Raw genomic sequence first — 25,455 nt, 5'->3', positions numbered from 1 at the left:
GTCGCGGAGGGGCCCGCATGATCCCGTCGGCCCCGCGGGCGCCGCGGCGTCGAGCGGCGGGCCTCGCCCCCGATGGGCGAGACCCCGCCCGGGTGCCCGCCGACTGGCGGGATCTGCTCGACGCCGACGAGTGGCGCCTGGGACCCGAGGGCCTGCCCTTCCGGCGCGCCGCCCGCGTCATCGCCCTGCGCGACGACCCCGAGCCGGGGATCCTCCTCGTACTGGGCCATGACTTCGCCGACCCCGCCCACGCCTGGGCCTTCACGCCCGGCGGCGGCATCGCCGACGGCGAGGGGCCCCGCGAGGCCGCCATCCGCGAGCTCCGGGAGGAGACCGGCATCCGCCTGGCGGCCGATCGGCTCATCGGGCCCGTCGTCGAGCGCACCAGCCTCTTCCACTTCAACCTCGTCACCTGCCGCCAGGACGAGGTGATGTACCTCGCCCGCCTGGAGCGCGACGACACCGCCGCCCTCGAGGGGCCCCGCGGCGAGCTCGACCGCGCCGGGTGGACCGACCAGGAGCGCGAAGTCCTCGACTCCCTGCGCTGGTGGGGCCTGGACGAGCTCGACGCCGCCGCCGGCAACGGCATGACCGTCTACCCCGAGGCCCTGCCCGGACTGGCCCGGCGGCTCATGGAGGGATGGGACGGCGTCGTCCGATCCATCGGCGAGTCGGCGGCGGGCGACGAGGAGCGGTGATCCGACGGTGATGGGCGGTGGGGGACGACGGCCGTCCCGGGCCCGTCACCTGTCGGCCCGCCCGCCCACGGCGGGCGCATCCGGATCCGGTCCCGCGCCCGCGCTAGGATGTGCCCGGTTCGCCGCGCCCGCTCGCGGCACGTCAGAGACATCGAGCCCGGACGCCGAGCCCGTCCGCTACTGCCGAGGAGAACACATGTCGGGTCACTCCAAGTGGGCCACCACGAAGCACAAGAAGGCCGCCATCGACGCCAAGCGCGGCAAGCTGTTCGCACGCCTCATCAAGAACATCGAGGTCGCCGCCCGCACCGGTGGCGGTGATCCCGCCGGCAACCCAACCCTCTTCGACGCCATCCAGAAGGCCAAGAAGAACTCCGTCCCCGCCGACAACATCACCCGCGCCGTCAAGCGCGGCAGCGGCGAGGAGGCCGGCGGCGCCGACTGGCAGACCATCATGTACGAGGGCTACGGCCCCGCCGGTGTCGCTTTCCTCGTCGAGTGCCTCACCGACAACCGCAACCGGGCCGCCTCCGATGTGCGCGTCGCCTTCACCCGCACCGGCGGTTCGCTGGCGGACCCCGGCTCGGTGGCCTACAACTTCACCCGCAAGGGCGTCGTCGAGATCGCCAAGGCCGACGGCATCGACGAGGACACGATCCTCATGGCCGTGCTCGACGCCGGGGCCGAGGAGGTCATCGAGGGCACCGACTCCTTCGAGGTCATCTCCGAGCCCCAGGACCTCATCGCCGTGCGCACGGCCGTCACCGGGGCCGGGATGGACTACGACTCCGCCGAGTCGCAGTTCGTCGCGGGCACGAGGATCGAGGTCGATGCCGACGGCGCCCGCAAGGTCCTGCGCCTCGTCGACGCCCTCGAGGACCTCGACGACGTCCAGAACGTCTACACCTCGGTGGACATCTCCGCCGAGGTCGCCGCCGAGCTCGAGGCGGACGAGGACTGAGCGCCACGGCCGGCGCCTCCCCGGGCGCGCGACGGCGCGCCTCCGGCCGCGCCGTCGTCGCCCAGCAGCGCGTCCTGGGCATCGACCCCGGGCTCACGCGCTGCGGGCTCGGCTGCGTGGACATCGATGCGCGCCGCCGCGTCCGGCTCGTCGAGGTCGGCGTGGTGCGCACCCCGCCCGCTCAGAGCCCCGAGCTGCGGATCCTGGCCATCGCCGAGGCCCTCGATGACTGGATCGCGCGGCTGGGGCCCAGTGCGCTGAGCGTCGAGAGGGTCTTCGCCCAGGACAACCTGCGCTCCGTCATCGGCGTCGCCCAGGTCATGGGCGTGGTCATGCTCGCCGGAGCCCGCGCCGGGATCGAGGTCGCCCAGCACACGCCGAGCGAGGCCAAGGCGGCCGTCACCGGGTCGGGGGTGGCGGGCAAGGCGCAGGTCCAGGCCATGGTGGCGCGCATCCTCGGGCTGTCCGAGCCCCCTAGGCCCGCCGACGCCGCCGACGCCCTCGCCCAGGCCATCTGCCACGGCTGGCGCGGCGGGGGCACGGGCGCGGACGGCGCCACCGAGATGGTCTCCGCCGGGGGAGCGGTGCGCGCCAGCGCCCGGACACCCGCCCAGCGCCAGTGGGCGGCCGCCCAGGCCGCGGCCCGCCGCACCGGCGCCGTCGATCCCCGCCACGCCAGATGAGCGCGGGGCCCGCGCCGCGCGGCCCTGCTACTATCCGAACAATTGTTCGAAGGGAGTCACGCCTATGATCGCCTCGCTGCGCGGCACCGTCGCCGCGGTCTCGCTGACCTCGGCGGTGATCGAGACCGGGGGGGTGGGCATGGCCGTCCTCGCCACCCCCACCACCCTGTCCTCATTGCGCGTGGGCGCCGAGGCCCTCCTGCACACCGAGCTCATCGTGCGCGAGGACTCCCTGACCCTCTACGGATTCGCCGACGCCGACGAGCGCGACTGCTTCCGCGTCCTGCTCGGGGCCAAGGGCGTGGGCGCCAAGCTCGCCCTGGCCATGCTCGCCGTCCACACGCCCGACGCCCTGCGCCGCGCCATCGCCGCCGAGGACATCGCCGCCCTCAAACGAGTCCCCGGCCTGGGCCCCAAGGGCGCGCAGAGGGTCATCATCGACGTCGGCGACAAGCTCGGGCCCCCTCTCGGTCAGGATCCCCCGGCGGAGGACGCCGCGCGGGGCGGGACCGCCGCCGAGGGCGGCGAGCCCCATCCGGATGTCGTCGCAGCGCTCATCCAGCTCGGCTGGAACGAGACGAGCGCCCGCGAGGCCGTCCTCGCCGTCGAGCCCGGCCTCGCGGGCGCGGGACAGGCCCCGGCCGTCCCCGAGATCCTGCGCGCGGCCCTGAGGTGGCTGGGCGGTGGCCGCCGTGGCTGAGGGCATGCCCGGCCGCTTCGTGAGCGGCGAGGCCGATGAGGCCGAGCGCGCCGCCGAGGCGGCCCTGCGCCCCAAGCGCCTGGAGGACTTCACCGGCCAGGAGGTCGTGCGCGGCCAGCTCTCCGTGGTGCTGCGCGCGGCCCTCGCCCGCGGCGCGGCCCCGGATCACGTGCTCCTGTCGGGCCCGCCCGGTCTGGGCAAGACGACGCTCGCCATGATCATCGCAGCCGAGGTCGGAGGATCGCTGCGGCTGACCTCCGGCCCCGCCATCCAGCACGCGGGGGACCTCGCGGCGATCCTGTCCTCCCTGGAGGAGGGCGATGTCCTCTTCATCGACGAGATCCACCGCCTGGCCCGCACCGCCGAGGAGATGCTCTACCTGGCGATGGAGGACTACCGGGTCGACGTCGTCGTCGGCAAGGGCCCGGGCGCCACCTCCATTCCCCTGGCCCTGCCGCCGTTCACCGTCGTCGGCGCCACCACCCGGGCGGGACTCCTCCCCGCGCCGCTGCGCGATCGCTTCGGCTTCACCGGCCATCTCGACTACTACGCGCCGGGGGATCTGGCGCGGATCCTCAAGCGCTCCGCCGGCTTGCTCGGCGTGGGCCTGGAGCCCGAGGCCGCCTCCGAGCTGGCCGGCCGCTCCCGGGGCACGCCCCGCATCGCCAACCGGCTCCTGCGGCGCGTCCAGGACTGGGCCCAGGTCCACGGGACGCCCGGGCGTCTCGACCTTCGGGCCGCCCGGGCCGCGCTGGAGGTCTTCGAGGTCGACGCCCTGGGCCTGGATCGCCTCGACCGGCAGGTTCTGGAGGCCCTGTGCTCCCGATTCGGCGGCGGCCCGGTGGGCCTGACGACGCTCGCGGTGAGCGTGGGGGAGGAGCCGGAGACGGTCGAGACCGTGGCCGAGCCCTACCTCGTCCGCGAAGGCCTCGTGGTGCGCACGCCCCGGGGCCGCGCCGCGACTCCCGCCGCCTACGCGCATCTCGGCCTAGAGCCCCCCGCCGAGGGCGCCCTGTTCGTCTGAGCGCCCCGCGGTCTCCACCGGCCCCCTGCCGGGCGGTCCGTCCCGGGAGGAAGAGCACAGTCGGGCCACGGGGCGATCACGCGCGGGTCTCGGCCCGAGCCGCCCCGGCCCGAACGGGGCGCGTGTCACAGCGCAGTCGGGGTTTCTGCCTCCCCGTCGCCCCCGGCGGTGACCTAGACTCGGTGCGGTTTGCCCCACGTCGGGGCGTCGTCGCCGCAGGAGCTGCGGATCACTCTCGGAACTGGAGTCCCTATGTCCATCATGATCATGCTCGCCGCGTTCCTCATCATCATGTGGCTGTTCAGCGGCTTCGCCCGCCGCCAGCAGCAGAAGATGCTCGCCGAGCAGGACCGGCGCCGCGAGGAGGCCCTCGTGGCGGGCACCTGGGTGCGCACCACCGGCGGCTTCTACGGTCAGGTGGTCGATGTCGACGGCGACGTCGTCGTGCTCGCCACCCAGCTGGGCGACGAGTCCCTGTGGAACAAGAAAGCCATCGTCTGCGCCGAGGAGCCCCCGTTCGCCTCCGCCGGCGAGGACGATGCCACCGCCGGCGACGCGGCCGAGGTCATCGCCGAGCAGGGCGCCGCCGACTCGGAGGCCACCGAGTCCTGAGCCCGACAACGCCCGGCGCCGCCCACTCCCCAGGGCCCACCGGGCGCCTCCCTCACCCCACGCATCCTGCCGCCCAGGCGGCTACCTGATGAAAGGGACCCCGTGCCCACCAAGAAGACCAAGCGCCCCGGAGCCAGGATCCTCCTCCTGCTGCTCATCCTCGCCGTCGGCTTCGGCGCCCTCGCCTTCGGCTCGGCGACCAAGCGCACCACCATGACCCCGGGCCTCGCCCTCGATCTCGAGGGCGGCACTCAGATCATCCTCACCCCGACGACGACCGACGGCTCGGAGATCTCCGACGAGGACGTCAACCAGGCGATCGAGGTCATCCGCCAGCGCGTCGACGCCTCCGGCGTGGCCGAGGCGCAGATCTCCCGCCAGGGCGGGCAGAACATCGTCGTGGCACTGCCCGGGACCCCGAGCGAGGCGACCCTCGACCTCGTGCGCAAGGCGGCGGTCCTCTACTTCCGACCCGTCATTCGCATCATCCAGGGCAACGCCACGCAGATCGCCGAGCAGCGGAACCAGCTGGCCGCCCAGCAGAATCAGGCCGCCCCGGCGGCGCCGACGGACGCGGCCGCCACCGACGCCGCGTCCGCCCCGAGCGCCGACCCGTCCGCCTCGCCCACCATCCCGACGACCACGCCCGAGCAGGTGGCCACCCAGGCCGCCGACGTCAACGGCGACGGCACCATCAGCGAGGATCCGCTGCCGGCCACCAGCGATGACAACTCCTCGGACGCGTGGATCACCGAGAAGATGATCTACGACGCCACCATGCTCGACTGCACCGCCCCGGAGAACCTCACCGGCGAGGCCCAGGACCCCTCCAAGGCCGTCATCTCCTGCGACAAGCAGGGCAACGGCACCGCATACATCCTCGGCCCCGCCGACATCGCCGGCACCGACATCGCCACCGCCGTCTCCGGCACCGAGACCACCGAGCACGGGGGGACCACCAACAACTGGGGCGTATCCGTCGAGTTCAACTCCACGGGAACGGACCAGTTCGCCGCGGTCTCCGAGCGCCTCCTGGCCTACCGCGACGCCGCCAGGGCCGCGCAGCGCCCCGCAGGCGCCAACGGTGCGCCGACCAGCACCACCGATTCCCAGAAGGCCCGGTTCGCCATCGTCCTGGACGGCCTGACGATCATGTCCTCCGGCTTCCGCGACTCCGTCACCTCGCCGATCACCGATGGCCGCGTGCGCATCGACATCGGCCAGGGAGGGGAGGCCCGGGCCCAGTCCAACACGCTGGCCAACCAGCTCTCCTTCGGTGCGCTGCCCATCAACTTCACCGTCCAGTCCGAGCAGCAGATCTCGGCGACCCTGGGAACCGAGCAGCTGCGCAACGGCCTCATCGCCGGGTTCATCGGATTCCTCCTCATCATCGTCTACCTCGCCTGGCAGTACCGGGGCCTCTCCCTCGTCGCCGTGGCCTCCCTCATCATCGCGGCGGTGGGCACCTACCTCGTCATCGCGCTGCTGAGCTGGTTCATCGGCTACCGCCTGTCGCTGGCCGGCGTGGCCGGGCTCATCATCTCCATCGGCATCACGATGGACTCCTTCATCATCTACTTCGAGCGGGTCCGCGATGAGGTCCGCAACGGCCGCACCCTCATCGCCGCCGTCGACGAGGGCTGGAAGCACGCGCGCCAGACCATCGTCGTCTCCGACGCCGTCAACCTCGTCGCCTCGGTGGTCCTCTACGTCCTGGCGGTCGGCGGCGTGCAGGGCTTCGCCTTCACCCTCGGCGTGACCACCGTCGTCGACCTCGCCGTCATCTTCGGCTTCACCCACCCGCTCATGGTGTGGATCCTGCGCTTCCGCTTCTTCGGCGAGGGGCACCGGCTCTCCGGCCTCGACCCCGAGCACCTCGGAGCCCGCTCGCTCGCCACCTACGGCAAGGGCCGCGACGCGCTCATCGAGGGCGCCGCCGGCTCCCTGGCCCGGCGCAAGGCCCTCGCCCGGCGCGGTGGGTCCGGCGGGGCCGCCGACGGCCGTGCCGCGATCGAGGGGGACGACGCCGTCGACTCCCAGGCCCACGATGGGAAGGACGGTGAGTCGAAGTGAAGAACCTCGCCACTCTCGGAAACGAGCTCTACTCCGGCAAGACCTCGATCCCCTTCATCGCCAAGCGGCGCATCTGGTACACGATCGCCGCGATCATCGTCATCGCCTCCGCGGCGCTGCTCGGCACCGTGGGGCTCAACCCCGGCATCGACTTCAAGGGCGGCTCGGAAGTGACCATCACCGGTCTGACCGCGCCTGCCGAGGGCCCGGCCAACACCGTCCTGTCCGACCAGGGCCGCTCCGCGGGCTCGACGGTCACCAAGCTCGGCTCCTCCTCGGTGCGCGTACAGACCACCGCGCTGGACAAGGCGGATCTCGACGCCCTGTCCAGCGGCCTGGCCGATGCCTACGGGGTCGACGCGGGCAGCGTCTCCTCGACGACCATCGGCCCGACCTGGTCCTCCGACGTCACGAACAAGGCCATCCGGGGCCTCCTGCTGTTCTTCCTGCTCGTCGGCGGCCTCATCTGGATCTACTTCCGCACGTGGAAGATGGCGGTCGCGGCCCTGCTCGCCCTGGCCCACGACATCATCATCACCGTCGGCATCTACGCCCTGACGGGATTCGAGGTCACTCCCGCCACGATCATCGGTGTGCTCACGATCCTGGGATACTCCCTCTACGACACGGTGGTCGTCTTCGACAAGATCCGCGAGAACACCGCCTCCTTCACCGCGCAGACCCGCTCCACCTACGCCGAGCTGGCCAACCTCGCGGTCAACCAGACGTTCGTCCGCTCCGTCAACACCTCGATCGTCGGCGTGCTGCCCGTGGCCTCGCTGCTGTTCGTCGGCGCCTTCATCCTGGGCGCCGGCACGCTGCGCGACATCGCCCTCACCCTCTTCATCGGCATGATCGGCGGCACGCTCTCCTCGATCTTCCTGGCCACGCCGCTCCTGGTCGACCTGCGGCGCCGGGAGAAGGGCGTGCGCGAGCAGGCCGAGCGCGTCGAGCGGGCCCGCAGGAGCCGCATCGAGGCCGCCGGCGACGACGAGGGCGCCGTCGAGGCGATCCTGGCCGCCCCCAAGGCCTCGCCCCTCACCCCCGGCCACCACCTCGGACAGGCCGCCCAGCCCAAGAGGAGGAAGAAGCGCCCATGAGCGTTCCCCCATCCCTGCCCGCCGCGCTCACCCGGCTCGTGGCCGACAACCTCCGGGAGATCCCCGACTTCCCCGAGCCCGGGGTCCTCTTCCGGGACATCACTCCGCTGCTGGCCAACGGCCCGGCCTTCGCCGAGCTCATCGACGGCCTCGCCGAGCACTACCGGGGGCGGATCGACGCCGTCGCCGGCCTGGAGTCGCGCGGCTTCATCCTCGCCGCGCCCCTGGCCGTGAGGCTGGGCATCGGGATGCTCACCGTGCGCAAGGGGGGCAAGCTCCCCGGGCCCGTCATCGGCGTCGACTACGCCCTGGAGTACGGCACGGCCCGCATGGAGCTGCGCCCCGAGACCGTGCGGGAGGGGGACAGGATCCTCATCATCGACGACGTCCTGGCCACTGGCGGGACCGCCGCCGCCTCCATCGAGCTCGTCGAGCGCGCCGGGGGCGGTGTCGAGGCGATCTGCATGCTCCTGGAGCTCGCCGACCTGGGCGGCAGGGCCCACCTGGGCGGGCGGGACGTCGACGCCGTCGTCGTCTACTGACGCCCGGCTCCCAGCTCCACTGCTCGGTGCTGGGAGCGGCCGGGCGGGGCCGGCCCGGGCTCTCGAACGGGCCTCAAGGCATCGGATGTCCGATGCGTGGCTCCCCGCGCGGCTATGATGCTGCAATGACCGAGACCAAGGGCGCCACGGACGCGGGGCACGACGCGATCGTGCCCGGCTCCCGCGTCCGCAGCCGCCTCGCCTGGTTCGGCTCCCGGGGGCATTCGACGCCGCCCGCCATCGACCCGCTCCTGCGGGCACTGCGTGCCAACCACCCCAAGGCGGACACCGGTCTCATCGTGCGCGCCTACGAGGTCGCCGAGAAGGCCCATAAGGGCCAGATGCGCAAGTCGGGGGAGCCCTACATCACCCATCCCGTGGCCGTGGCGACCATCCTCGCCGAGCTCGGCATGACGCCCCAGACCCTCGCCGCCGCTCTCCTGCACGACACGGTGGAGGACACCGACTACACCCTGGACAAGCTGCGCGCGGACTTCGGCGATGAGATCGCCCTGCTCGTCGACGGCGTCACCAAGCTCGACAAGCTCCAGTACGGCGAGGCGGCGCAGGCCGAGACGGTGCGCAAGATGATCATCGCGATGTCCCGCGATATCCGCGTGCTGCTGATCAAGCTGGGCGACCGCCTCCACAACGCCCGCACCTGGAAGTACGTCTCCGCCGAGAGCGCCGCCCGCAAGGCCAAGGAGACGCTCGAGATCTACGCGCCCCTGGCCCACCGGCTCGGGATGAACACCATCAAATGGGAGCTCGAGGACCGCTCTTTCAAAGCCCTCTACCCCGGCGTCTACGACGAGATCGAGCGCATGGTCGCGGAGAGGGCCCCTGCGCGTGAGGAGTACCTGCGCCAGGTCCGCCTGCGGATCGAGGAGGATCTGCGGGTCAACAAGATCAAGGGGACCGTCACCGGCCGACCGAAGCACTTCTACTCGATCTACCAGAAGATGATCGTGCGGGGGAAGGACTTCGACGACATCTACGACCTCGTCGCCCTGCGCGTCATCGTGGACTCGGTGCGGGACTGCTACGCGGTCCTCGGCGCCCTCCACTCCCGTTGGACCCCGATGAGCGGGCGCTTCAAGGATTACATCGCCGTCCCCAAGTTCAACCTCTACCAGTCCCTGCACACCACGGTGCTCGGGCCCGGGGGCAAGCCCGTCGAGATCCAGATCCGCACCGCGGAGATGCACCGCATGGCGGAGTACGGCGTCGCCGCGCACTGGAAGTACAAGGAGGACCCCAACGCCAGCGGGCCCGCCCCGGGCGGGGCGGGCGTCGAGGACGGCGGCGAGATGGGCTGGCTGCGCCAGCTCGTCGACTGGCAGAAGGAGACCCAGGACCCCGCCGAGTTCCTCGATTCCCTGCGCTTCGAGATGGCCGGCTCACAGGTCTACGTCTTCACGCCCAAGGGGGACGTCCTGTCCCTGCCCAGCGGCTCCACGGCCGTCGACTTCGCCTACGCCGTCCACACGGAGGTCGGGCACCGCACCGTCGGCGCCCGGGTCAACGGGCGTCTCGTGCCCCTGGACACCCGCCTGGAGAACGGCGACACCGTCGAGGTGTTCACCTCCAAGGCGGCCAATGCCGGCCCGTCGCGGGACTGGCTCAGCTTCGTGGGCTCCACGCGGGCCCGCAACAAGATCCGCGCCTGGTTCTCCAAGGAGCGCCGCGAGGAGGCCATTGAGGAGGGCAAGTCCGCGATCGCTCGGGCGATGCGCAAGAAGGACCTCCCGATTCAGCGCCTCATGAGCCACGACTCCCTCACGGATGTCGCCAAGAGCCTCGACAAGGTCGATATCGACGGGCTCTACGCCGCGGTCGGGGAGGGGCACATCTCCGCCCAGCACGTCGTGGAAACCCTGGTGACCGCCATGGGCGGCGAGGCCGGCACCGAGGAGACCCTCGCCGAGGGCGTCCTGCCCACGCGGGCCTCCACCTCCGCCGGCCACCGTCGCAGCGGGGACTCGGGGGTCGTTGTCGAGGGCATGGACGCCGACGACGTCTACGTCAAGCTCGCCCGTTGCTGCACGCCCATGCCGGGGGACCCGATCGTCGGCTTCATCACCCGGGGCTCCGGGCTCTCCGTGCACCGGGCGGACTGTCAGAACGTCGCCCAGCTCCAGCGCGAGCCCGAGCGGATGCTGCCCGTCTCCTGGGCCGAGCACGCCCACTCGGTCTACCTGGTGCAGCTGGAGGTCGAGGCCCTCGATCGCGGCGGCCTCCTGGCCGATGTCACCCGCGTCCTGGCGGACAACCACGTCAACATGATCTCAGCGACGATCTCCACATCCAGGGACCGCGTGGTCACAGGGCGCTTCGTAGTCGAGCTCGCCGCGGCGAGCCACCTCGACCACACACTCGCCTCCCTGCGCCGGATCGACGGCGTCTACGAGGCCCGCCGCACCACCTCGGGCACTCGGAACCACGGCGCTCGAGCCGCGGCGGGCGGTCGGCGGGACGCCTCCGCGCCGCAGTAGGCCGGCGCGCTCCGGGAACGCGCCCTCGATGCTCAGGATGAGCCGTTGGGCGCGGGGGCGGCCGCGCGCCGCCCCGCCGCGGCAGTGCCCCAGGGCCAGGAGCAGTCCGCGGCGGGTCGCCCCGGCGTCGTAGGCCGCCAGGATCGCCTCGACCGCCCGGGTCGGCGGCGCGGTCCTCGCCACATCGACGGCGGCGCGCTCCAGGGTGGCGCACTCCACGCCCGCCAGGATCACCCGGTCCTCGGAGGGCAGCGACATGCGGTGGGAGTCGAGGCCCCGCCACCCGCCGGGCCTCTCGGCGCCCGCTACGGACAGGATCTCGGGCGGCCCGAGCCCCGTGTGCACCCAGAGCGCGCTGGGGCCGCAGACCAGGTTGCCCCGCGGGACATGAGGAGCCAGAGCCCGGGCGCGCAGTGGGGGAGAGTCGAGCAGGTCACTGGGGTAGTGGCCGCCCAGGAGCGGGGTGAGCAGCTCGTCATCGAGCCCGTGGCAGCGCAGCACCCGCATGTCCTGCGGCGGGAGGGCGCCGAGGGCCGGTTCGATGGGTCGGGGGCGCAGCCATGCGAGAGCCGCGCGGGCGGGGACGTGAGGATGCCTGGCCATAGGACCATGCTGGGCCCGCGCGGGGCGCCGCGGAAGAGGACTCGGAGGATCTGTGGATAACCGGGGCCGTGGGCCTCGCACGGATGGCGGCCGGGCGGGACGGATGATGCCCGGCACCGATCGAGGTGCCGGGCATCATCCGGTTGCTGGGGCGTCGCGCGTCCGGATCAGGCCTGGGCCGAGCGCAGGACCTGGTCGAGCCAGGCGCGGCGGGCGGTGAGCGCCGCCTCGGCCTCCGCGACCTTCTTGGCGTCCCCCGCGGCCTGGGCGGCGGCGAGGTCCTTCTCGAGCTCGGCGATCGAGTCCTGCAGCTGGCCGGCCAGGCCCTCGGCGCGGGCCTTGGTCTCCGGGTCGGTCCGGCGCCATTCGGCGTTCTCCGCCTCGCGGATCGCGTCCTCGACGGCGCGCATGCGCCCCTCGATCCGGCGCACGGCCGAGCGCGGCACGCGCCCCGCCTCCTCCCAGGCGTCCTGGATGGGGCGCAGGGCCTTCTTGGCGGCCTTGATGTCCTTGATCGGCAGGAGGGCCTCAGCCCTGGCCACGAGGGCCTCCTTGGTCTTGAGGTTCTCCGCGAACTCGGCGTCCACGGCTTCGTCCTTCGCCTTGCGGGCGTCGAAGAAGACCTGCTGGGCGGCGCGGAAGCGCGCCCACAGGGCGTCGTCCTCCTTGCGCGAGGCGCGGCCGGCCTTCTTCCACTCGTCCATGAGCCCGCGGTACTTGGCGGAGGTGCCCGCCCAGTCCGTGGAGCCCGAGAGCTCCTCGGCCCGCTTGATGAGGGCTTCCTTGGCGGCCTTGACCTGCGACTGCTTGGCGTCGAGCTCGGAGAAGAACTGGCGGCGGTGGCGGTCGAAGGCGGTGCGGGCGTGGCTGAAGCGCTTCCACAGGGCGTCCTCGGTGGGGCGGTCCAGGCGCGGCCCGCGACGCTGGGCCTCCTTCCACTTCTCCAGGAGGGCGCGCAGCTCGGCGCCGGAGTTCTTCCATTGGGTGCGCGCCGGGTCCTGCCCACTGATCTCCTCGGCGCGCTCGACGATGGCGGTGCGGTCCTTGAGGGCCTGCTCCTTGGCGGCGGCGCGCTCGGCGGCGACGGCTTCGCGGCGCTCCGCGGCGACCCCGCGCAGGGCGGAGAAACGGGCGCGCAGCCCATCGAGATCCCCGACGGCGGCAGGCTCGACGAGCGAGGCCTCGATCGAGGCGATCGTCGTATCGATGTCGTGGATGGAGAGCTGCGGCAGGCGCGTGGCGAAGAGGTCGATCGTCGCCTTGAGGTCGAGGTAGCGCCGCACGTAGAAGGCCATGGCCTCGGCGATCGGGGCATCCGGGAACTGGCCGACCTCGCGCTCGACGCCGCCGTCCTGGACGTAGACCCTGCCCTCGCCGTCGACACGGCCCCACTTGGCGGCGTCCATGGCCTCCTCGGGGTCGATCGGCGCCTCATTCGCCACTGCGGGCGAGGGCCGGTCCGCCGTCGCGGGCTCTTCCGCGCCCTCGGGCTCCTCCGTCTTCTCAGCGAGTGGCTCAGGGGCCTGGGCGGGCTCCTCGGGGGCCTGGGACGGCGTCGACTCTGACGGCGCCTCAGTGCTCTCAGTGCCGGCGCTGTCGGCGGGCTCGATGGTCTCGGCGACCGCGGGGCCGGTCTGCGCCGCGGCGCTCGTGGTCTCGGTGGTGGCGGAGGCCTGCTCCGACTCGGACGTGGCGGTGGGCTCCAGCTCGGGGGAGGGCTGCGTCTGCTCAGTCACGTTGTGCTCCTTCGTGGTTGACGGGGCGAGGGAGGATCCTGATCCCTGTTCCGTTCGCGCCCGGCCTCAGCGGCCGGGTGGTGGTGCGCTGGCCCGGGAGGCGCCAGCAAGCCGAGCCTACCCGCAACATCCCCGAAGTCCGAGCCCTGACCGCCCTGGATCGCGGATGAGGGCGGCAGGATCCCCCGAGCGCGACTGCCGCGCCGCTCCAGGCCTCGATCCCGATCGATAGCATGCTCCTGATCTGCTGCAAGCCATCGGGCATGATCCGGAGGCGGGTCGGGCGCGGGAGGACCTATGGCGCATCTGGGCGCAACTGTGTAGAATTAGTTGCGCAATCCGAGGGACCGCAGAGAACCGCGGGTGTCGCGGACCGGTGGGGAATGGAGGTGCCGGATGACTCTCACCATCGCGGATGTCTACGCCGAGCAGGGCCTCGATTTCGATGAGGAGGCTTACGCCCGTCAACTGCGGGAGATGCTCCGCCGCTCACCCAGGGCCATGGCGGTAGGAGAGACGATGCTGGCCGACCTCGTGGAGCACGGCGGCCTGAGCGACCCCGCCCGCCTGCGGGTCGTGGCCGGGGGGCGCTCCGCGCGATTGGCCGCGGGCCATGCCGAGATGGTCGTGAGCCGGACCCTCGAGCTCACGCTCTCGGCCGCGCAGGCCGCGCAGGAGCTGGGCATCAGCCCTTCCAGGCTGTCCCACCGCGCCGCCTCCACCCCTCTGGCCTCCACGGTGGTGGGCGGGCGCAAGCGCTACTGGCGCTGGCAGTTCGCCGCTGGGCGGGCGCTGCCCCACCTGGGGGAGGTCGTCTCGAGGCTGCCGGGGGACCTGGCGGGAATCGACGTCGCCACCATCATGACCTCGTCGGACGAGTCCCTGGGCGGCCACAGCCCCGTGGACCACCTCCTGCTCGGAGGCGACGCCGAGCCCGTCGTCGCGCTCCTCGACGCCGCCGCCCGCGCCGCCTGAGCGCCTCGACATCGCGCGCCCATGCCCCTCGACGCCCCGAAGAACCCCAGTCGCCCGCCGCGCCCCCTGGTGATCACGCCGGAGGACATCCGCCTCCATCAGGGGCTGCTGTGGCGCATCCACCGCACGGCGGGCGAGCACCCGTCGGCCTGGAACGACTTCCGCTCCTACGGCCCCCTGACCACCATGCGCTGGGACCCCCATCCCGGGAGCGTCGGGGAGCACCCCGGGCACGGCGTGCTCTACACCGCCACGGATCTGCGCACGGCTGTGGCCGAGGTCTTCCAGACCCAGCGCCGGGTCGATCCCATGGGGGCGGGCATCGCCGCGACCACCTTCGCCCCCGTCCGTCCGCTGCGGCTCCTGGCGCTCCTCGCCGAGGACTCGCCCTGGCTGCTGCGCAACGGGGCCAGTCATTCCCTCATGGCGGCTCCCCGGGACACCTGCCGGGCCTGGGCCCGGGAGATCGCGCGGGCCGAGCCCGCCGACGGCCAGGGCCCGGTGGATGGGCTGTGGGCGGAATCCACGATGACGGGTCGCCCCATGGTGGTGCTCTTCGAGCGGGCCGCCTCCGCCCTGCCCGAGGGGCCCCGGGCCAGCGCCCTTCTCGCAGCGCCCGTCATGATGGCGGCGCTGTCGGACATCAGCGCCTCTCTCGGCTGGGAGTTCGCCTGGCCGACGGCGTAGGCACTGAGTGATCGGCCGCGTTACCGGTCCCGGTGCGATGATCGGCCGAGCCATCGCCCCACCGCCCGGGCGGTCGGACGCGCGGGCCCCACGGAGTGGCATTAGCCTGGGCGCATGATCCTCGAGCGCACGATCGCACCCGTCTTCGCCGCCAACTGCTACGTGCTCGCCCCCGCCCCCGGGGCCCCGGCCCTCGTCGTCGACCCGGGAGCGGGATCCGTGCGGGGTGCGATGGCCCTGCTCCGCTCCAACCGCCTCACCCTCGGCGCGATCCTCCTCACTCACGGGCACGCCGACCACGTGTGGGACGCCGCTGCCCTGATCGAGGCCGCCCGCGACGAGGGGGTCCTCTCCATCGCCGACCCTCTCGCCCCGGCCGCCTCCGTTCCCGTCTACGTCCCGCAGCCCGACCTCCACCGCCTCGACGACCCCGACGCCATGACCGGCATCACCGCTCACGGCATGACCTTCGCCGACATGGCGGGAACGCCCTGGGTCCGGCCCGCCGACATCCGCGCCTTCCCCGATGAGGGCTTCGGCGCCGCCTTCGAGGTCATCCCCGGCCTCGCCCTCCAGGCCATCCCCGCCCCCGGCCACACCGAAGGCTCCACGCTCTTCTTCTTCAACTCCCGACTGGCGGACAACTACCTCCTCACCGAGGCCGAGGTCATCGACGACGACCCCAGCCACGCCGATGAGGAGCACGACTACCTCATGGCGCTGGCCGGCGACGTCATCTTCAAGGGCTCGGTGGGCCGCGCCGACCTGCCCGGCGGCGACCAGGTCCAGACCTGGGCGACCCTTCGCCTCCTGGCCAGCGCCGTCTCCCCCCAGACCATCCTCCTGCCCGGGCACGGGGCGGTGACCACCATGGAGCACGAGCACCACGGCAACCCCTATCTCGCCGAGGCCAGGATCCGTGGTGGCGATCGCAACGCCTGACACGCCCCCCACCCGGCGAGCGGGCCGTGACACAATGCCCGCCATGGCATCGAGCGTCCAGGCGCGTCAGGCGCAATCATCCCTGTCCGGATTCCCCGAGTGGCTCCCCGCGGGCCGCATCGTCGAGCAGTCCTTCCTGGACGCCCTGCGCACCACCTTCGAGCTGCACGGCTTCTCCGGCATCGAGACCCGCGCCGTCGAGCCCCTGGCCGAGCTCGCCCGCAAGGGCGAGACCTCCAAGGAGGTCTACCTCCTCAGCCGCCTCCAGGCCGACCCCGCCGACTCCGAGGAGGCCGACCCCGCCAAGCGCCTCGGCCTCCACTTCGACCTCACCGTCCCCTTCGCCCGCTACGTCCTCGACAACGCGGGCACCCTCACCTTCCCCTTCAAGCGCTACCAGATCCAGAAGGTGTGGCGCGGCGAGCGCCCCCAGGACGGCCGTTTCCGGGAGTTCATCCAGGCCGACATCGACATCGTCGGCGACGGCGCCCTCCCACTGCACAACGACGTCGAGATCCCGCTCATCATGCACGAGGCCCTGGCCGCGCTGCCCATCCCGCCGGTGACGATCCACGTGTCCAACAGGAAGGTCGCCCAGGGGTTCTACCAGTCCATCGGCGTGGGCGACGATGAGCTCATCGAGGTGCTGCGCATCGTCGACAAGCTCGACAAGATCGGCCGCGACGCCGTCGCCGCCGAGCTCACCGAGGCGGTCGGGCTGAGCGCCGACCAGGCCGACCGCGCCCTCGACCTCGCCACCATCACCGGGACCAGCCCCAGGGCCATCGACGCCGCCGTGCGCACCGCCCTGGGCGAGGCAGCCCCCTCCGAGATGCTCCTCGAGGGCCTGGCCGAGCTCGCCGGCCTCCTCGATACCGCCAACCTGCGCAGGCCCGGCGCGATCGTCGCCGACCTCAAGATCGCCCGCGGCCTCGACTACTACACCGGCACCGTCTACGAGTCCTTCATGACCGGTCACGAGGACCTCGGCTCGGTGTGCTCCGGCGGGCGCTACGACTCCCTGGCCTCCAACGGCAAGCGCACCTTCCCAGGGGTGGGCATCTCGATCGGCGTGTCCCGCCTCCTCGCCCGCGTCATCGGCGCGGGCCTCATCGAGGTCACCCGTGCCGTGCCCACCGCCGTGCTCGTGGCCGTCACCGACGAGGCCCACCGCGCCGACTCCGACGCCGTCGCCGACCTCCTGCGCAAGCGCGGGATCCCAGCCGACGTCGCCCCCAACGCCGCCAAGTTCGGCAAGCAGATCCGCTTCGCCGACAAGCGCGGCATCCCCTACGTCTGGTTCCCCGGCGCCCCCGGGGAGGGCGACTCCGTCAAGGACATCCGCTCAGGGGAACAGGTCACCGCCGACGCCTCCACCTGGCAGTGCCCAGAGGCGGACCTCGCCCCCCGCCTCATCGCCCCCGGCGGCCGGGCCTGAGGCACGTCATGGCCCCCGCCCGCACGCCGCCCGGAGAATCCACCCCCTCCAGCGATCCAGGAGCACCCGCCGCCACCGCCGCGCTGGGAGGGCTGAGGGCGAGGCTGGGCTCGATCGACCTGCCCTACGCGCTGCCCGGCGCCGAGCGGGCGGCCGAGCGCGCGGCCCGGGTCGCCGACCAACTCGGCGATTACATCCTTCCCCGCCTCGCCAGCATCGACGCCCCACTGCTCGCCGTGGTCGGCGGCTCGACGGGTGCCGGGAAATCCACCCTCGTGTCCTCCCTCATCCGCAGGCGCGTCGCCGCGGCCTCAGCCATCCGCCCGACCACGCGCCGCCCCATGCTCCTCCACGCCCCCGCAGACGAGGCCTGGTTCGCCGATGATCGCGTCCTGGGCTCCCTGGCCCGCCTGCGCGTGCCCGAGGACGCCCCCGCCAGCGTGCCGATCACCCCCGCAGACGGCGACGCCCCCGCCTCCTGGAGGGAGCTGGAGGTCCGCTCCTGCCGCGAGCTGCCCCCGGGACTCGCGCTCCTGGACGCCCCCGACGTCGACTCCGTCGTCGACGAGAACCGCGAGCTCGCCGCCACCCTCCTCGCCTCCGCCGACCTGTGGGTCTTCGTCACCACGGCGGCCCGCTACGCCGACGCCGTCCCCTGGCAGCATCTGCGGGCCGCCGCCGAGCGGGACATCGTCGTCGCCGTCGTCCTCGACCGCGTCCCCGACGGCGCCGCTGCCGCCGTCGAGGCCGACCTGCGGCGCCGCCTCGCCTCCGCCGGACTCTCCACGTCCCCCGTCATCACCATCCCCGAGACTCCTCTGGACGCCGAGGGCCTCCTGCCCGTCCCGCTCATCGCCCCCCTGCGGGACTGGCTCACCACCCTGGCCGCCGACGCCGAGGCCCGCCGCGACGTCGCCCGACGGACGCTCGCCGGGGCCCTGGGCAGCGTCCTGGCGCAGATCGAGCTGCTGGCCGGCGAGCTCGACGCCCAGACCCAGGAGCGCCACGAGCTCGCCGAGGCGGCCATCACCGCCCACGCCGAGGCCGCCCAGCGGATCAACGCCGCCTGCGCCGACGGATCCATGCTGCGCGGCGAGGTCCTGGCCCGCTGGCAGGAGTACGTCGGCGCCTCCGGGATGCTCAAGGGACTCGAGAGCCAGGTCGGGCGCCTCCGCGATCGCCTCAGCGCCGCCCTGCGGGGCCGGCCCGGCCCCGCCCGGCGCGTCGAGGACGCCATCGAGTCCTCCCTGGCCACCCTCATCGTCGCCGAGGCCCAGCGCGCCTCGATCGCCACCGAGCGGGCCTGGCAGCGCGCCGGCACCGCGGCTCCCGCCCTGGACACCGTTCGCGAGCTCCTCCCCGGCCAGGAGGCCCTTACCGATCGGGCCACCGTCCTCGTCCACGAGTGGCAGGGAGAGCTCCTCAGCCTCGTGCGGGCCGAGGGCGCCGACAAGCGCCTGACCGCCCGGCTCATCTCGCTCGGCGTCAACGGGGTCGGGGTGGCCCTCATGATCGTCGTCTTCGCCCACACCGGGGGCCTGACCGGGGGAGAGGTCGGCATCGCCGGGGGCACCGCCCTCGTCGCCCAGCGGCTCCTCGAGGCGGTCTTCGGCGACCAGGCCATGCGCGCCATGGCCGAGCGCGCGCGCACCGACCTGGCGGCCCGGGTCCGGGCGCTCCTCGACGAGCGGGCCTCGCTCCTGGCCTCCGCCCTGCGCCGGCCCTCACCCACGGGTTCCGAGCTGAGGCGGGCCGCGCGCGCCGCCGCCTCCGCTCTCGAGACCGCCGGCGGCGTCACCGGAGAGGACCGCTCATGAGCGGGGCCGTGTCCGAGCCCGCCAGGCGCCCCGCGCGTGAGAGCCCCGCGGCCCGGAGCCTCGCGGAGGCACTCGGGGTGCTCGGGAGGATCATCGAGCTCGGCGACGGCCTCGGCCTCGGAGAGGAGCTCGACGAGACCCGCGAGATCGTCGCGCGCGCGGGAGCGCGGGCCTCACTGGCACCGGGGAGCACCGTCATCGCCCTGGCCGGAGCGACCGGTTCGGGCAAGTCCTCCCTCCTCAACGCGCTCGCCGGGGAGCCCATCGCCCGGACCGCCGTCACCAGGCCCACCACCACCCGCCCCCTCGCCGTCCTGCCGGGCGGGCGCGCCGATGACGAGGCCTCCGCGCTGCTGGACTGGCTCGGCGTCGATGAGCGCGTAGTCGCGCCGCGGGCAGGGGCGATCCCCGCCGATGCGATCATCCTCGACCTGCCCGACGTCGACTCCGACGCACCCGAGCACAGGCTCATCGCCGAGCGCATGGCCGCCCAGGTCGACGCCCTCGTGTGGGTGCTCGATCCCGAGAAGTACGCCGACGCCGTCCTCCACAAGGACTTCATCGCACCCATGGCCGCCCATGCGGAGGTCACCCTCGTGGTCCTCAACCAGGCCGACCGCCTCGATGCCGCCTCACGCGAGCAGGTGAGCGCCGACCTGCGCCGCCTCCTGGCCCGTGAGGGCCTGGCCGGCCTCGATCCGCTCCTGGTCTCCGCCCGCACCGGTGAGGGGATCGACGCACTGGGAGGCGCCCTGGAGCGCATCGCCCGGGCGCGTACAGCCTCGGCCATCCGGCTGCGGGCCGATGCGCGCCGGGCGGCCGCCCGGTTGCGCGAGCGCGTCGGGGGCGGTGGGGCCGGGGTGCCGATCGACGGTCGGCGCCTCGCCGAGGCGGCCTCCCGCGCCGCTGGCGCCGAGGTCGTCGCCAGCGCCGTTCGCGCGGCCACGATCCACCGAGGGGCGCTGCGGGTGGGGTGGCCGCCTGTGCGGTGGATCCGCCGCTTCCGGACGGACCCACTGCGCGCGCTCCACCTGCGGGCCGCCTCCCCCTCCGGCTCGACCGGGACGGGGGAGGACCCCATGGTCGTCGACGCCGTCGCGCGAACCTCCCTGCCCGAGCCGAGCCCCGTGGCCGCGGGGCTCCTGCGCACCGAGGCGCACCGCCTCGCCGCGGACGCCAGTGCCCACCTGCCGGGGGCGGCCCGGGACGCCATGCTCCAGCGCATGGATGAGCGCGCCGAGGTGATCGGCCGTGAGCTCGACGCAGCCATCGCCCGTGCTGACCTGGGGATGCGCGCCCCTCGCTGGTGGTCGGCCGCCTCCGTCCTCCAGTGGCTCGCCCTGGCCGCGGCGGTCGCCGGGGGCGCCTGGCTGGTCGCCCTGCGGGGCATGCGGGACCTGCTGCTCATCACCGTCGACCCGCCGCGCTGGGGCCTCATCCCCTGGCCGGTCGTCCTACTGGCGGCGGGCCTGGCGCTCGGCGCCCTGCTGGGGATCATCGGCGAGGCAGTCGTGCGGGCGGGCGCCAAGCGGCGCGCGGCGAGGGCCGGGAAGCGGCTGCGCGAGGCGACGGACGCCGTCGTCGCCTCACGGCTCATCGAGCCCCTGCGCGCCGAGCGCGAGCGCTGGGACGAACTGGGCGCGATAGCCGCAGACCTCAGTCGGCGCGAGCGCTGACCGGTCTCGACCAGCGCTGACCCGCGCATGCCGGGGCTCTCCAACCCCGGGGGCCGGGACGCGGATCGCCCCCGGCCGGAGCACCGGCCGGGGGCGATCACGCCTTATCACTCTGAGCGCGGGCGCTCAGGAGTCATCGCGCCGCGAGCCCCAGGAACCGCGGTTGTCCCGGTTCCCGCGGTAGCCGCCGCCGCGGTTGCCCCCGAAGCGGTTGCCCCCGCGGTCGTCGCGCCCGGAGCGGTAGCCGCGGTCGTCCCGGAAGCCCGAGTCACGACCGCTGCGGTCCTCCCATCGACGGCCACCGCGATCGTCCCGGTACCCGCCGCGGCGGTCATCGTAGCGACCGCGGTAGCCGCCGTCGCGGTCCCCGCGCTCATCGCGGCCGCGGTAGCCGCGATCACCGCGGTCCTCCCAGCGGCGCCCGCCACGATCGCCGTGCTCCCCCCGGCCGCCGCGGAAGCCGCGGTCGTCCCGCTCCCCGCGTCGGCCGCGGTCATTGGGGCCGGACCAGCCGTGGCCCGGGCCCTCGTCGGGGCGGATGCGCAGCTCGCGCCCGGAGAAGGTCGCGTGCCGCATGGCCTCGAGCTGGTCCTCGCTCAACGGCGCGTGGATGGTAACGAGGGAGAAGGACTGCAGGATGTCGATCTTGCCGATGTCAGAGCCGGAGATGCCTCCCTCGTTGGCCAGGGCCCCCACGATCGCCCCGGGCATGACCCGGTCGCGGTGGCCGACCTCGACCCGGTAGACGGTGCCGGGGCCCTCGTGCTCCCGGCGCCCGCCGCGCGCGGCGCCGGGCTTGCCCTCGGGGCGCTCGCGACGGCGGCCCTCGCGGCCGCCCTCGAAGCTGGCCGAGACGAACGCCCCCTCGTCGTCGACACTCACCTCGCGGCGCTCACGGCCGCGGCGGGGACGCTCGTCGTCGTGACGGCGCTGCGGTCCCTCATCCCCCACCGCGAGGGCGAGCAGCGTGGCCGCGAGCTCCTCGGCGTCGATATCGAGCTCGGCGGTGGTGTCGGCGATGAGCGGGGTGTACATGCCCAGGCGTCCGCGCTCGTGGCGGGCGGCGGCCCTGGCCAGGAGCTTGCGGGCGCGGTGCGCGGAGACGTCGGCGGGGGAGGGCAGGGTGATCTCCTCCAGACGCGTGCCGGTCAGGCGCTCGATCTGCCGGAGCTTGCTCTTCTCCTTGGGGGTGAGGAAGGTGACGGCCTCGCCGTGGCGGCCGGCGCGGCCGGTGCGTCCGATGCGGTGGACGTAGGCCTCTGCCTCGCGGGGAACGTCGAAGTTGACGACGAGCCCGATGCGGTCCACGTCCAGGCCGCGGGCCGCCACATCGGTGGCCACGAGGACGTCGAGGGTGCCGGCGCGCAGTCGCTCGACGAGCCGCTCGCGCTCGCGCTGGGGGACGTCGCCGGAGATCGCGGCGGCCTGGATGCCCCGCCCGGCCAGCTCGATGGCGACGTCCTCAGCGGTGGACTTGGTGCGCACGAAGACGATGGCGGCCTCCGCCTCGGTGACCGCCAGGACGCGGGAGACCGCGCCGATCTTGTGGCGGAAGGGGACCACCGCGTAGGTCTGGTGGACGGTGTCGACGGTGGAGGACTGGCGGGAGACCTCGATGCGCGCGGGGTCGACGAGGTGCTCGGCCGCCACCCGCTCGATGGCGGGCGGCATGGTGGCGGAGAACAGCGCGGTACGGCGCTCGGAGGGCAGGGAGGCGGCGATGGTCTCCACATCCTCGGCGAAGCCCATGCGCAGCATCTCATCGGCCTCGTCGAGCACGAAGTACTTCACCGCGTCCAGGACGAGCGCGCCCTTGTCGATGAGATCGATGATGCGGCCGGGCGTGCCGACGACGACCTGCGCGCCGGACTTGAGGGCGCCGATCTGGGGGCCGTAGGGGGCGCCTCCGTAGACGGCGACGACGTCGAGGCCGCGCGAGCGCGACGCCATGTCCGTGATCGCGTCGGCCGACTGGAGGGCGAGCTCCCGGGTGGGGGCCAGCACGAGGGCCTGGACCTGGCCGCCACGGGCGTCGACGGCGTCGAGGAGCGGCAGGCCGAACGCTGCGGTCTTGCCCGTGCCGGTCTGGGCCACGCCGACGACGTCGCGCCCGTCCAGGAGGACCGGGATGGCCTCGCGCTGGATGGGGGTGGGGGTCTTGTAACCCATGTCGGTGACCGCTTTGAGCAGGTCGGCGGGCAGCCCGAGGTCGGCGAAGGTCACCTCGGCCCGCGCGTCGCCACCGGCGCGGGCGGCGTCCTCGGGCTCGTCATCGTCATCGCCGGAGGGCTCGAATGGCGCGTGACCGTCGACCTCCTCCTCATCGATGTCGGCACCGTCATCCGCGTGCTCGGCCTCGTCGGGCGCGTCGTCCTCGGGGTCGGACTCGGGCCGGGCGCGGTCGACGTCGTCCTCCTCGTCCTCGTGCTCGACATCCTCGGGGTCCTCGGGGGTGTCGGAGGAGGCGGGGGTGTCGAAGGAGGGCGCGGAGGCGGAGGAGTCGGCTGAGACGGCCGTGCCGGTGGCGCTGGTCATCGCCGCGGCCGGCGAGGCGATCCCCTCCCCGGTGGCGCTGAAGAGTGCGTCGAGGCCGAGCGGCTCGCGCTCATCGGAGGCGGACGGGTTCTGAGTAGTCATTGAGTTCTTCCCGGGTTCTGGCCATGCGGCCCTCGCGGAGTGTGGGGGAGTGCCGATCGGCCTCCGCTCTTGCCGCACCTGGCCCACCACACTCGCCCGCCGGCGCCCGCCGCCCGAAGGCACGGATGCGCTGAGGGCTTGACGCACAGACTCACGGGAACACTCACTCGCGCCGCTCCCCATAGCGCTGCCGGCCCCCGGTGGGGTCGATCGCCGCGACGCGGCCGAGCCCGGGAACACCCGGGAATGCTTGGGGAGGAGTGCGGGAGCCCCGAACGGGGTTCTCAGGACGCGGATCGCTCCTGGACACAGCCTAGATGAGGCGGGGAGGCGCTCTGAGACGCGCCGCAGCAGGTCACAAGTGATATAGGTCTCAAGAGTGGGCCTTAAGTCCGGTTGCGCCGAGCCTCACCTGCGAGTATGTGCGGACCACTCGGCGGGCGAAATGGCTGGTCGATGACGATTCGCTGACGATTGGCCCTCGTTTGGGACTCGATATGCCGCAGGATCATGCGACTGGTGCGGTGCGGACGATAGTATGTGGTTGTATCCACATGACCGCAGCCCCGAGCGGTCTTGACGTTCCCGGGCCCGTCGGAGACGGCGGTCCCGCCTGAGACAGGAAGCGCACCCGCCGAGATGTCCCGATCCCTGTGCCGTCCGGGCCTCGAGCCCCCCCGCGCCGCGATGGTTCTACCCGCGGCGCTGGGCATCGTCCTCACCGCGGGCCTCGGCCTCGGCTCCATCGCCGTGAGCCCGACCGCCGGAGCCGATGAGCTCAGTCCGAAGACCGCTCAGACCTCCGAGGCGGTCCCTGCCGCCGCGGATGGCGCTGAGGCCTCCATCCCCCGGGTCACCCGCCCCGTCGACGAGATCGTCGATCATCCCGGGGGTGCCGCTGAGGAGTTCGCCGATGGCCCGGCGGGGCCTGCGGGGGTCGCAGAGGCTGCGGAGCCCGTGGAGGTTGCGGAGGCTGCGGCCGATCCCGATGCCGAGGTGGAGCCCGTCGCACCGGAGGTGCTCATCGAGCCGGCGGATCCGGCCCCGGCCCCCATGGGGGCGCCGCAGATCAACATCCTCCCCCGCGGCACGGCGGCGCCGAGTCTGAAGCCGGTCCCGAGCCCCACGGAGGCGCCGCGAGTCGAGATCCTCCCCGATCGGACACCCGCTCCCGAGGCCACGACGTCGGCCCCGAGCGAGCCCCCGACGCCCGCACCCACGTCTCCCTCCGCGGCTCCGAGCGCGGCGCCCTCCCCGAGCGCCTTCGCCTCGCCGTCGCCGTCGGCGTCCGTTGAGCCGACTTCCTCCCCGTCGGCCGCCCCGAGCGCGTCCGCCACCGCGACGCCCTCCGTCTCGCCGACGGCATCCCCATCCGCCACGGCCAACGGGGCCCCCGAGGCATCGCCCTCCGCCGCTCCTTCCGCCTCTCCCAGCGCGAGTGCCGCCCCCTCCCCGACGGCCAGCCCGAGCGCCACGGCGTCCCCCAAGGCCATCACCGGGAAACCCGAGGTCAAGCTCGGCGACGAGGGCCCGCTCGGCACGACGGCGCTCGCCTTCAAGGGCTCGAACTGGGCCGACGCCAAGGGCAACGCCCTCAATGGCACCGTCAACATGACGGTGACCCTGTACGGGGCGGGGGGCGCGATCAACCGCACGGCCACGATCCCGGTGAAGATGGAGAACGGCGTGTTCTCCACCATGATCGACGCCGAGTCCCTCTTCGATCTGACCACGAAGGATCTTGTGGACAACGGGAGGTTCCGCCTGCGGGTCTCCTCACCCGATGGCGGCCGGGTCGAGACGAGGCTGTTCTCCTTCGTCCCGGGGGTCAAGCCCGCTCCTCAGCCGACCAATGCGCCGACGCCCACGACGCGGCCGAGCGCCCCCGCCCCGAGCGCCGGGCCCACTGCCCCGGCGCCGAGCGCCGACCCCGAGCCCGCCCCCACGGCGGAGCCGAGCACGGCCCCGACCACGCAGCCCGTGCCCCCAGTGCCGAGCGCTGAGCCCACGGCCCCCGCCCCGAGCGCTGAGCCCACGGCCCCCGCCCCGAGCGCCG

The 25,455-nt window shown here is 73.2% G+C and carries 18 protein-coding genes and 1 pseudogene; 17 read left to right on the top strand and 2 right to left on the bottom strand.

Going from position 1 to position 25,455, the window contains the following annotated elements:
* The first annotated feature begins 17 nt into the window (after window positions 1–17).
* The 10 genes from B1H55_RS06410 to B1H55_RS06365 all read left to right on the top strand — a co-directional run bounded on the left by B1H55_RS06410 (window position 18) and on the right by B1H55_RS06365 (window position 10,888).
* Window positions 18–698: an NUDIX hydrolase gene (locus tag B1H55_RS06410; RefSeq protein ID WP_073454212.1), complete on the top strand. Its 681-nt coding sequence runs from the start codon at window positions 18–20 to the stop codon at window positions 696–698.
* 196 nt (window positions 699–894) lie between these two features.
* Window positions 895–1,659 carry a YebC/PmpR family DNA-binding transcriptional regulator gene (locus B1H55_RS06405; RefSeq protein WP_073454214.1) on the top strand — a complete coding sequence of 255 codons (765 nt, stop codon included), beginning with the start codon at window positions 895–897 and terminating at the stop codon, window positions 1,657–1,659.
* An 80-nt stretch (window positions 1,660–1,739) separates the two neighbouring features.
* The gene (locus B1H55_RS06400) at window positions 1,740–2,342 is read left to right on the top strand and encodes a crossover junction endodeoxyribonuclease RuvC (RefSeq protein WP_073454269.1); all 603 of its coding nucleotides are present in this window, start codon (window positions 1,740–1,742) and stop codon (window positions 2,340–2,342) included.
* Between the two features lie 64 nt (window positions 2,343–2,406).
* On the top strand, window positions 2,407–3,042 hold the full coding sequence (gene ruvA, locus B1H55_RS06395) for a Holliday junction branch migration protein RuvA (protein ID WP_080461644.1): 636 nt from the start codon (window positions 2,407–2,409) through the stop codon (window positions 3,040–3,042).
* 4 nt (window positions 3,043–3,046) lie between these two features.
* Window positions 3,047–4,066, top strand: a complete 1,020-nt coding sequence (ruvB, locus tag B1H55_RS06390; protein ID WP_077241148.1) for a Holliday junction branch migration DNA helicase RuvB — start codon at window positions 3,047–3,049, stop codon at window positions 4,064–4,066.
* Window positions 4,067–4,318: 252 nt separating this feature from the next.
* Window positions 4,319–4,678, top strand: a complete 360-nt coding sequence (locus tag B1H55_RS06385; protein WP_073454218.1) for a preprotein translocase subunit YajC — start codon at window positions 4,319–4,321, stop codon at window positions 4,676–4,678.
* Window positions 4,679–4,780: 102 nt separating this feature from the next.
* Entirely contained in the window at window positions 4,781–6,751 is a 1,971-nt protein-coding gene (secD, locus tag B1H55_RS06380; protein ID WP_077241045.1) for a protein translocase subunit SecD, read from the top strand.
* Complete coding sequence (gene secF, locus B1H55_RS06375) at window positions 6,748–7,851, top strand: protein translocase subunit SecF (RefSeq protein ID WP_077241046.1); 1,104 nt, start codon at window positions 6,748–6,750, stop codon at window positions 7,849–7,851. Before secD ends, secF begins: the two co-directional genes overlap by 4 nt.
* Window positions 7,848–8,393: an adenine phosphoribosyltransferase gene (locus B1H55_RS06370; RefSeq protein WP_073454225.1), complete on the top strand. Its 546-nt coding sequence runs from the start codon at window positions 7,848–7,850 to the stop codon at window positions 8,391–8,393. The genes secF and B1H55_RS06370 overlap by 4 nt, the downstream gene beginning before the upstream one ends.
* A 125-nt stretch (window positions 8,394–8,518) precedes the next feature.
* Window positions 8,519–10,888, top strand: coding sequence for a RelA/SpoT family protein (locus tag B1H55_RS06365; RefSeq protein ID WP_077241047.1), 2,370 nt, complete (start codon window positions 8,519–8,521; stop codon window positions 10,886–10,888).
* A gap of 770 nt (window positions 10,889–11,658) precedes the next feature.
* Here B1H55_RS06365 and B1H55_RS06355 read toward each other — a convergent pair.
* Window positions 11,659–13,227: a DUF349 domain-containing protein gene (locus B1H55_RS06355; RefSeq protein WP_077241048.1), complete on the bottom strand. Its 1,569-nt coding sequence runs from the start codon at window positions 13,225–13,227 to the stop codon at window positions 11,659–11,661.
* 396 nt (window positions 13,228–13,623) lie between these two features.
* On the opposite strand from B1H55_RS06355, the gene B1H55_RS06350 reads away from it, so the two are divergent.
* From B1H55_RS06350 to B1H55_RS06325, 6 genes are all read left to right on the top strand, one after another.
* Window positions 13,624–14,202, top strand: coding sequence for a hypothetical protein (locus B1H55_RS06350; RefSeq protein ID WP_073454234.1), 579 nt, complete (start codon window positions 13,624–13,626; stop codon window positions 14,200–14,202).
* A 21-nt stretch (window positions 14,203–14,223) separates the two neighbouring features.
* Entirely contained in the window at window positions 14,224–14,889 is a 666-nt protein-coding gene (locus B1H55_RS06345) for an RES family NAD+ phosphorylase (RefSeq protein WP_077241049.1), read from the top strand.
* A 114-nt stretch (window positions 14,890–15,003) separates the two neighbouring features.
* Entirely contained in the window at window positions 15,004–15,831 is an 828-nt protein-coding gene (locus tag B1H55_RS06340; protein WP_073454238.1) for an MBL fold metallo-hydrolase, read from the top strand.
* Between the two features lie 34 nt (window positions 15,832–15,865).
* Window positions 15,866–17,269, top strand: coding sequence for a histidine--tRNA ligase (hisS, locus tag B1H55_RS06335; RefSeq protein WP_077241050.1), 1,404 nt, complete (start codon window positions 15,866–15,868; stop codon window positions 17,267–17,269).
* An 8-nt stretch (window positions 17,270–17,277) separates the two neighbouring features.
* Window positions 17,278–19,086 (top strand): dynamin family protein, encoded by a 1,809-nt coding sequence (locus tag B1H55_RS06330; RefSeq protein ID WP_080461643.1) that lies wholly within the window; start codon window positions 17,278–17,280, stop codon window positions 19,084–19,086.
* The gene (locus B1H55_RS06325) at window positions 19,083–20,762 is read left to right on the top strand and encodes a GTPase (protein WP_080461642.1); all 1,680 of its coding nucleotides are present in this window, start codon (window positions 19,083–19,085) and stop codon (window positions 20,760–20,762) included. The genes B1H55_RS06330 and B1H55_RS06325 overlap by 4 nt, the downstream gene beginning before the upstream one ends.
* Window positions 20,763–20,888: 126 nt before the next feature.
* Here B1H55_RS06325 and B1H55_RS06320 read toward each other — a convergent pair whose 3' ends face one another.
* A complete protein-coding gene (locus B1H55_RS06320; protein ID WP_073454241.1) occupies window positions 20,889–23,399 on the bottom strand; it encodes a DEAD/DEAH box helicase in 2,511 nt (836 codons plus the stop codon).
* Between the two features lie 639 nt (window positions 23,400–24,038).
* On the opposite strand from B1H55_RS06320, the pseudogene B1H55_RS06315 reads away from it, so the two are divergent.
* Window positions 24,039–25,455, top strand: a pseudogene (locus B1H55_RS06315) (hypothetical protein); the annotation flags it as partial.

Origin of the sequence: Actinomyces denticolens (genome assembly GCF_002072185.1) — a bacterium.
GTDB lineage: Bacteria > Actinomycetota > Actinomycetes > Actinomycetales > Actinomycetaceae > Actinomyces > Actinomyces denticolens.
Note: the sequence above shows the minus strand (reverse complement) of the source record. Positions and strands in the feature narration are given on the sequence as shown.

Excerpts from the sequence above, each read along its gene's own strand:
- ruvB (WP_077241148.1), top strand. The coding sequence starts at position 3,047 with ATGCCCGGCCGCTTCGTGAGCGGCGAGGCCGATGAGGCCGAGCGCGCC.
- B1H55_RS06385 (WP_073454218.1), top strand. The coding sequence starts at position 4,319 with ATGTCCATCATGATCATGCTCGCCGCGTTCCTCATCATCATGTGGCTG.
- B1H55_RS06330 (WP_080461643.1), top strand. The coding sequence starts at position 17,278 with ATGGCCCCCGCCCGCACGCCGCCCGGAGAATCCACCCCCTCCAGCGAT.
- hisS (WP_077241050.1), top strand. The coding sequence starts at position 15,866 with ATGCCCGCCATGGCATCGAGCGTCCAGGCGCGTCAGGCGCAATCATCC.
- B1H55_RS06320 (WP_073454241.1), bottom strand. The coding sequence starts at position 23,399 with ATGACTACTCAGAACCCGTCCGCCTCCGATGAGCGCGAGCCGCTCGGC.
- B1H55_RS06410 (WP_073454212.1), top strand. The coding sequence starts at position 18 with ATGATCCCGTCGGCCCCGCGGGCGCCGCGGCGTCGAGCGGCGGGCCTC.
- ruvA (WP_080461644.1), top strand. The coding sequence starts at position 2,407 with ATGATCGCCTCGCTGCGCGGCACCGTCGCCGCGGTCTCGCTGACCTCG.
- B1H55_RS06340 (WP_073454238.1), top strand. The coding sequence starts at position 15,004 with ATGATCCTCGAGCGCACGATCGCACCCGTCTTCGCCGCCAACTGCTAC.
- B1H55_RS06405 (WP_073454214.1), top strand. The coding sequence starts at position 895 with ATGTCGGGTCACTCCAAGTGGGCCACCACGAAGCACAAGAAGGCCGCC.
- B1H55_RS06325 (WP_080461642.1), top strand. The coding sequence starts at position 19,083 with ATGAGCGGGGCCGTGTCCGAGCCCGCCAGGCGCCCCGCGCGTGAGAGC.
- B1H55_RS06345 (WP_077241049.1), top strand. The coding sequence starts at position 14,224 with ATGCCCCTCGACGCCCCGAAGAACCCCAGTCGCCCGCCGCGCCCCCTG.
- B1H55_RS06350 (WP_073454234.1), top strand. The coding sequence starts at position 13,624 with ATGACTCTCACCATCGCGGATGTCTACGCCGAGCAGGGCCTCGATTTC.
- B1H55_RS06370 (WP_073454225.1), top strand. The coding sequence starts at position 7,848 with ATGAGCGTTCCCCCATCCCTGCCCGCCGCGCTCACCCGGCTCGTGGCC.
- B1H55_RS06365 (WP_077241047.1), top strand. The coding sequence starts at position 8,519 with ATGACCGAGACCAAGGGCGCCACGGACGCGGGGCACGACGCGATCGTG.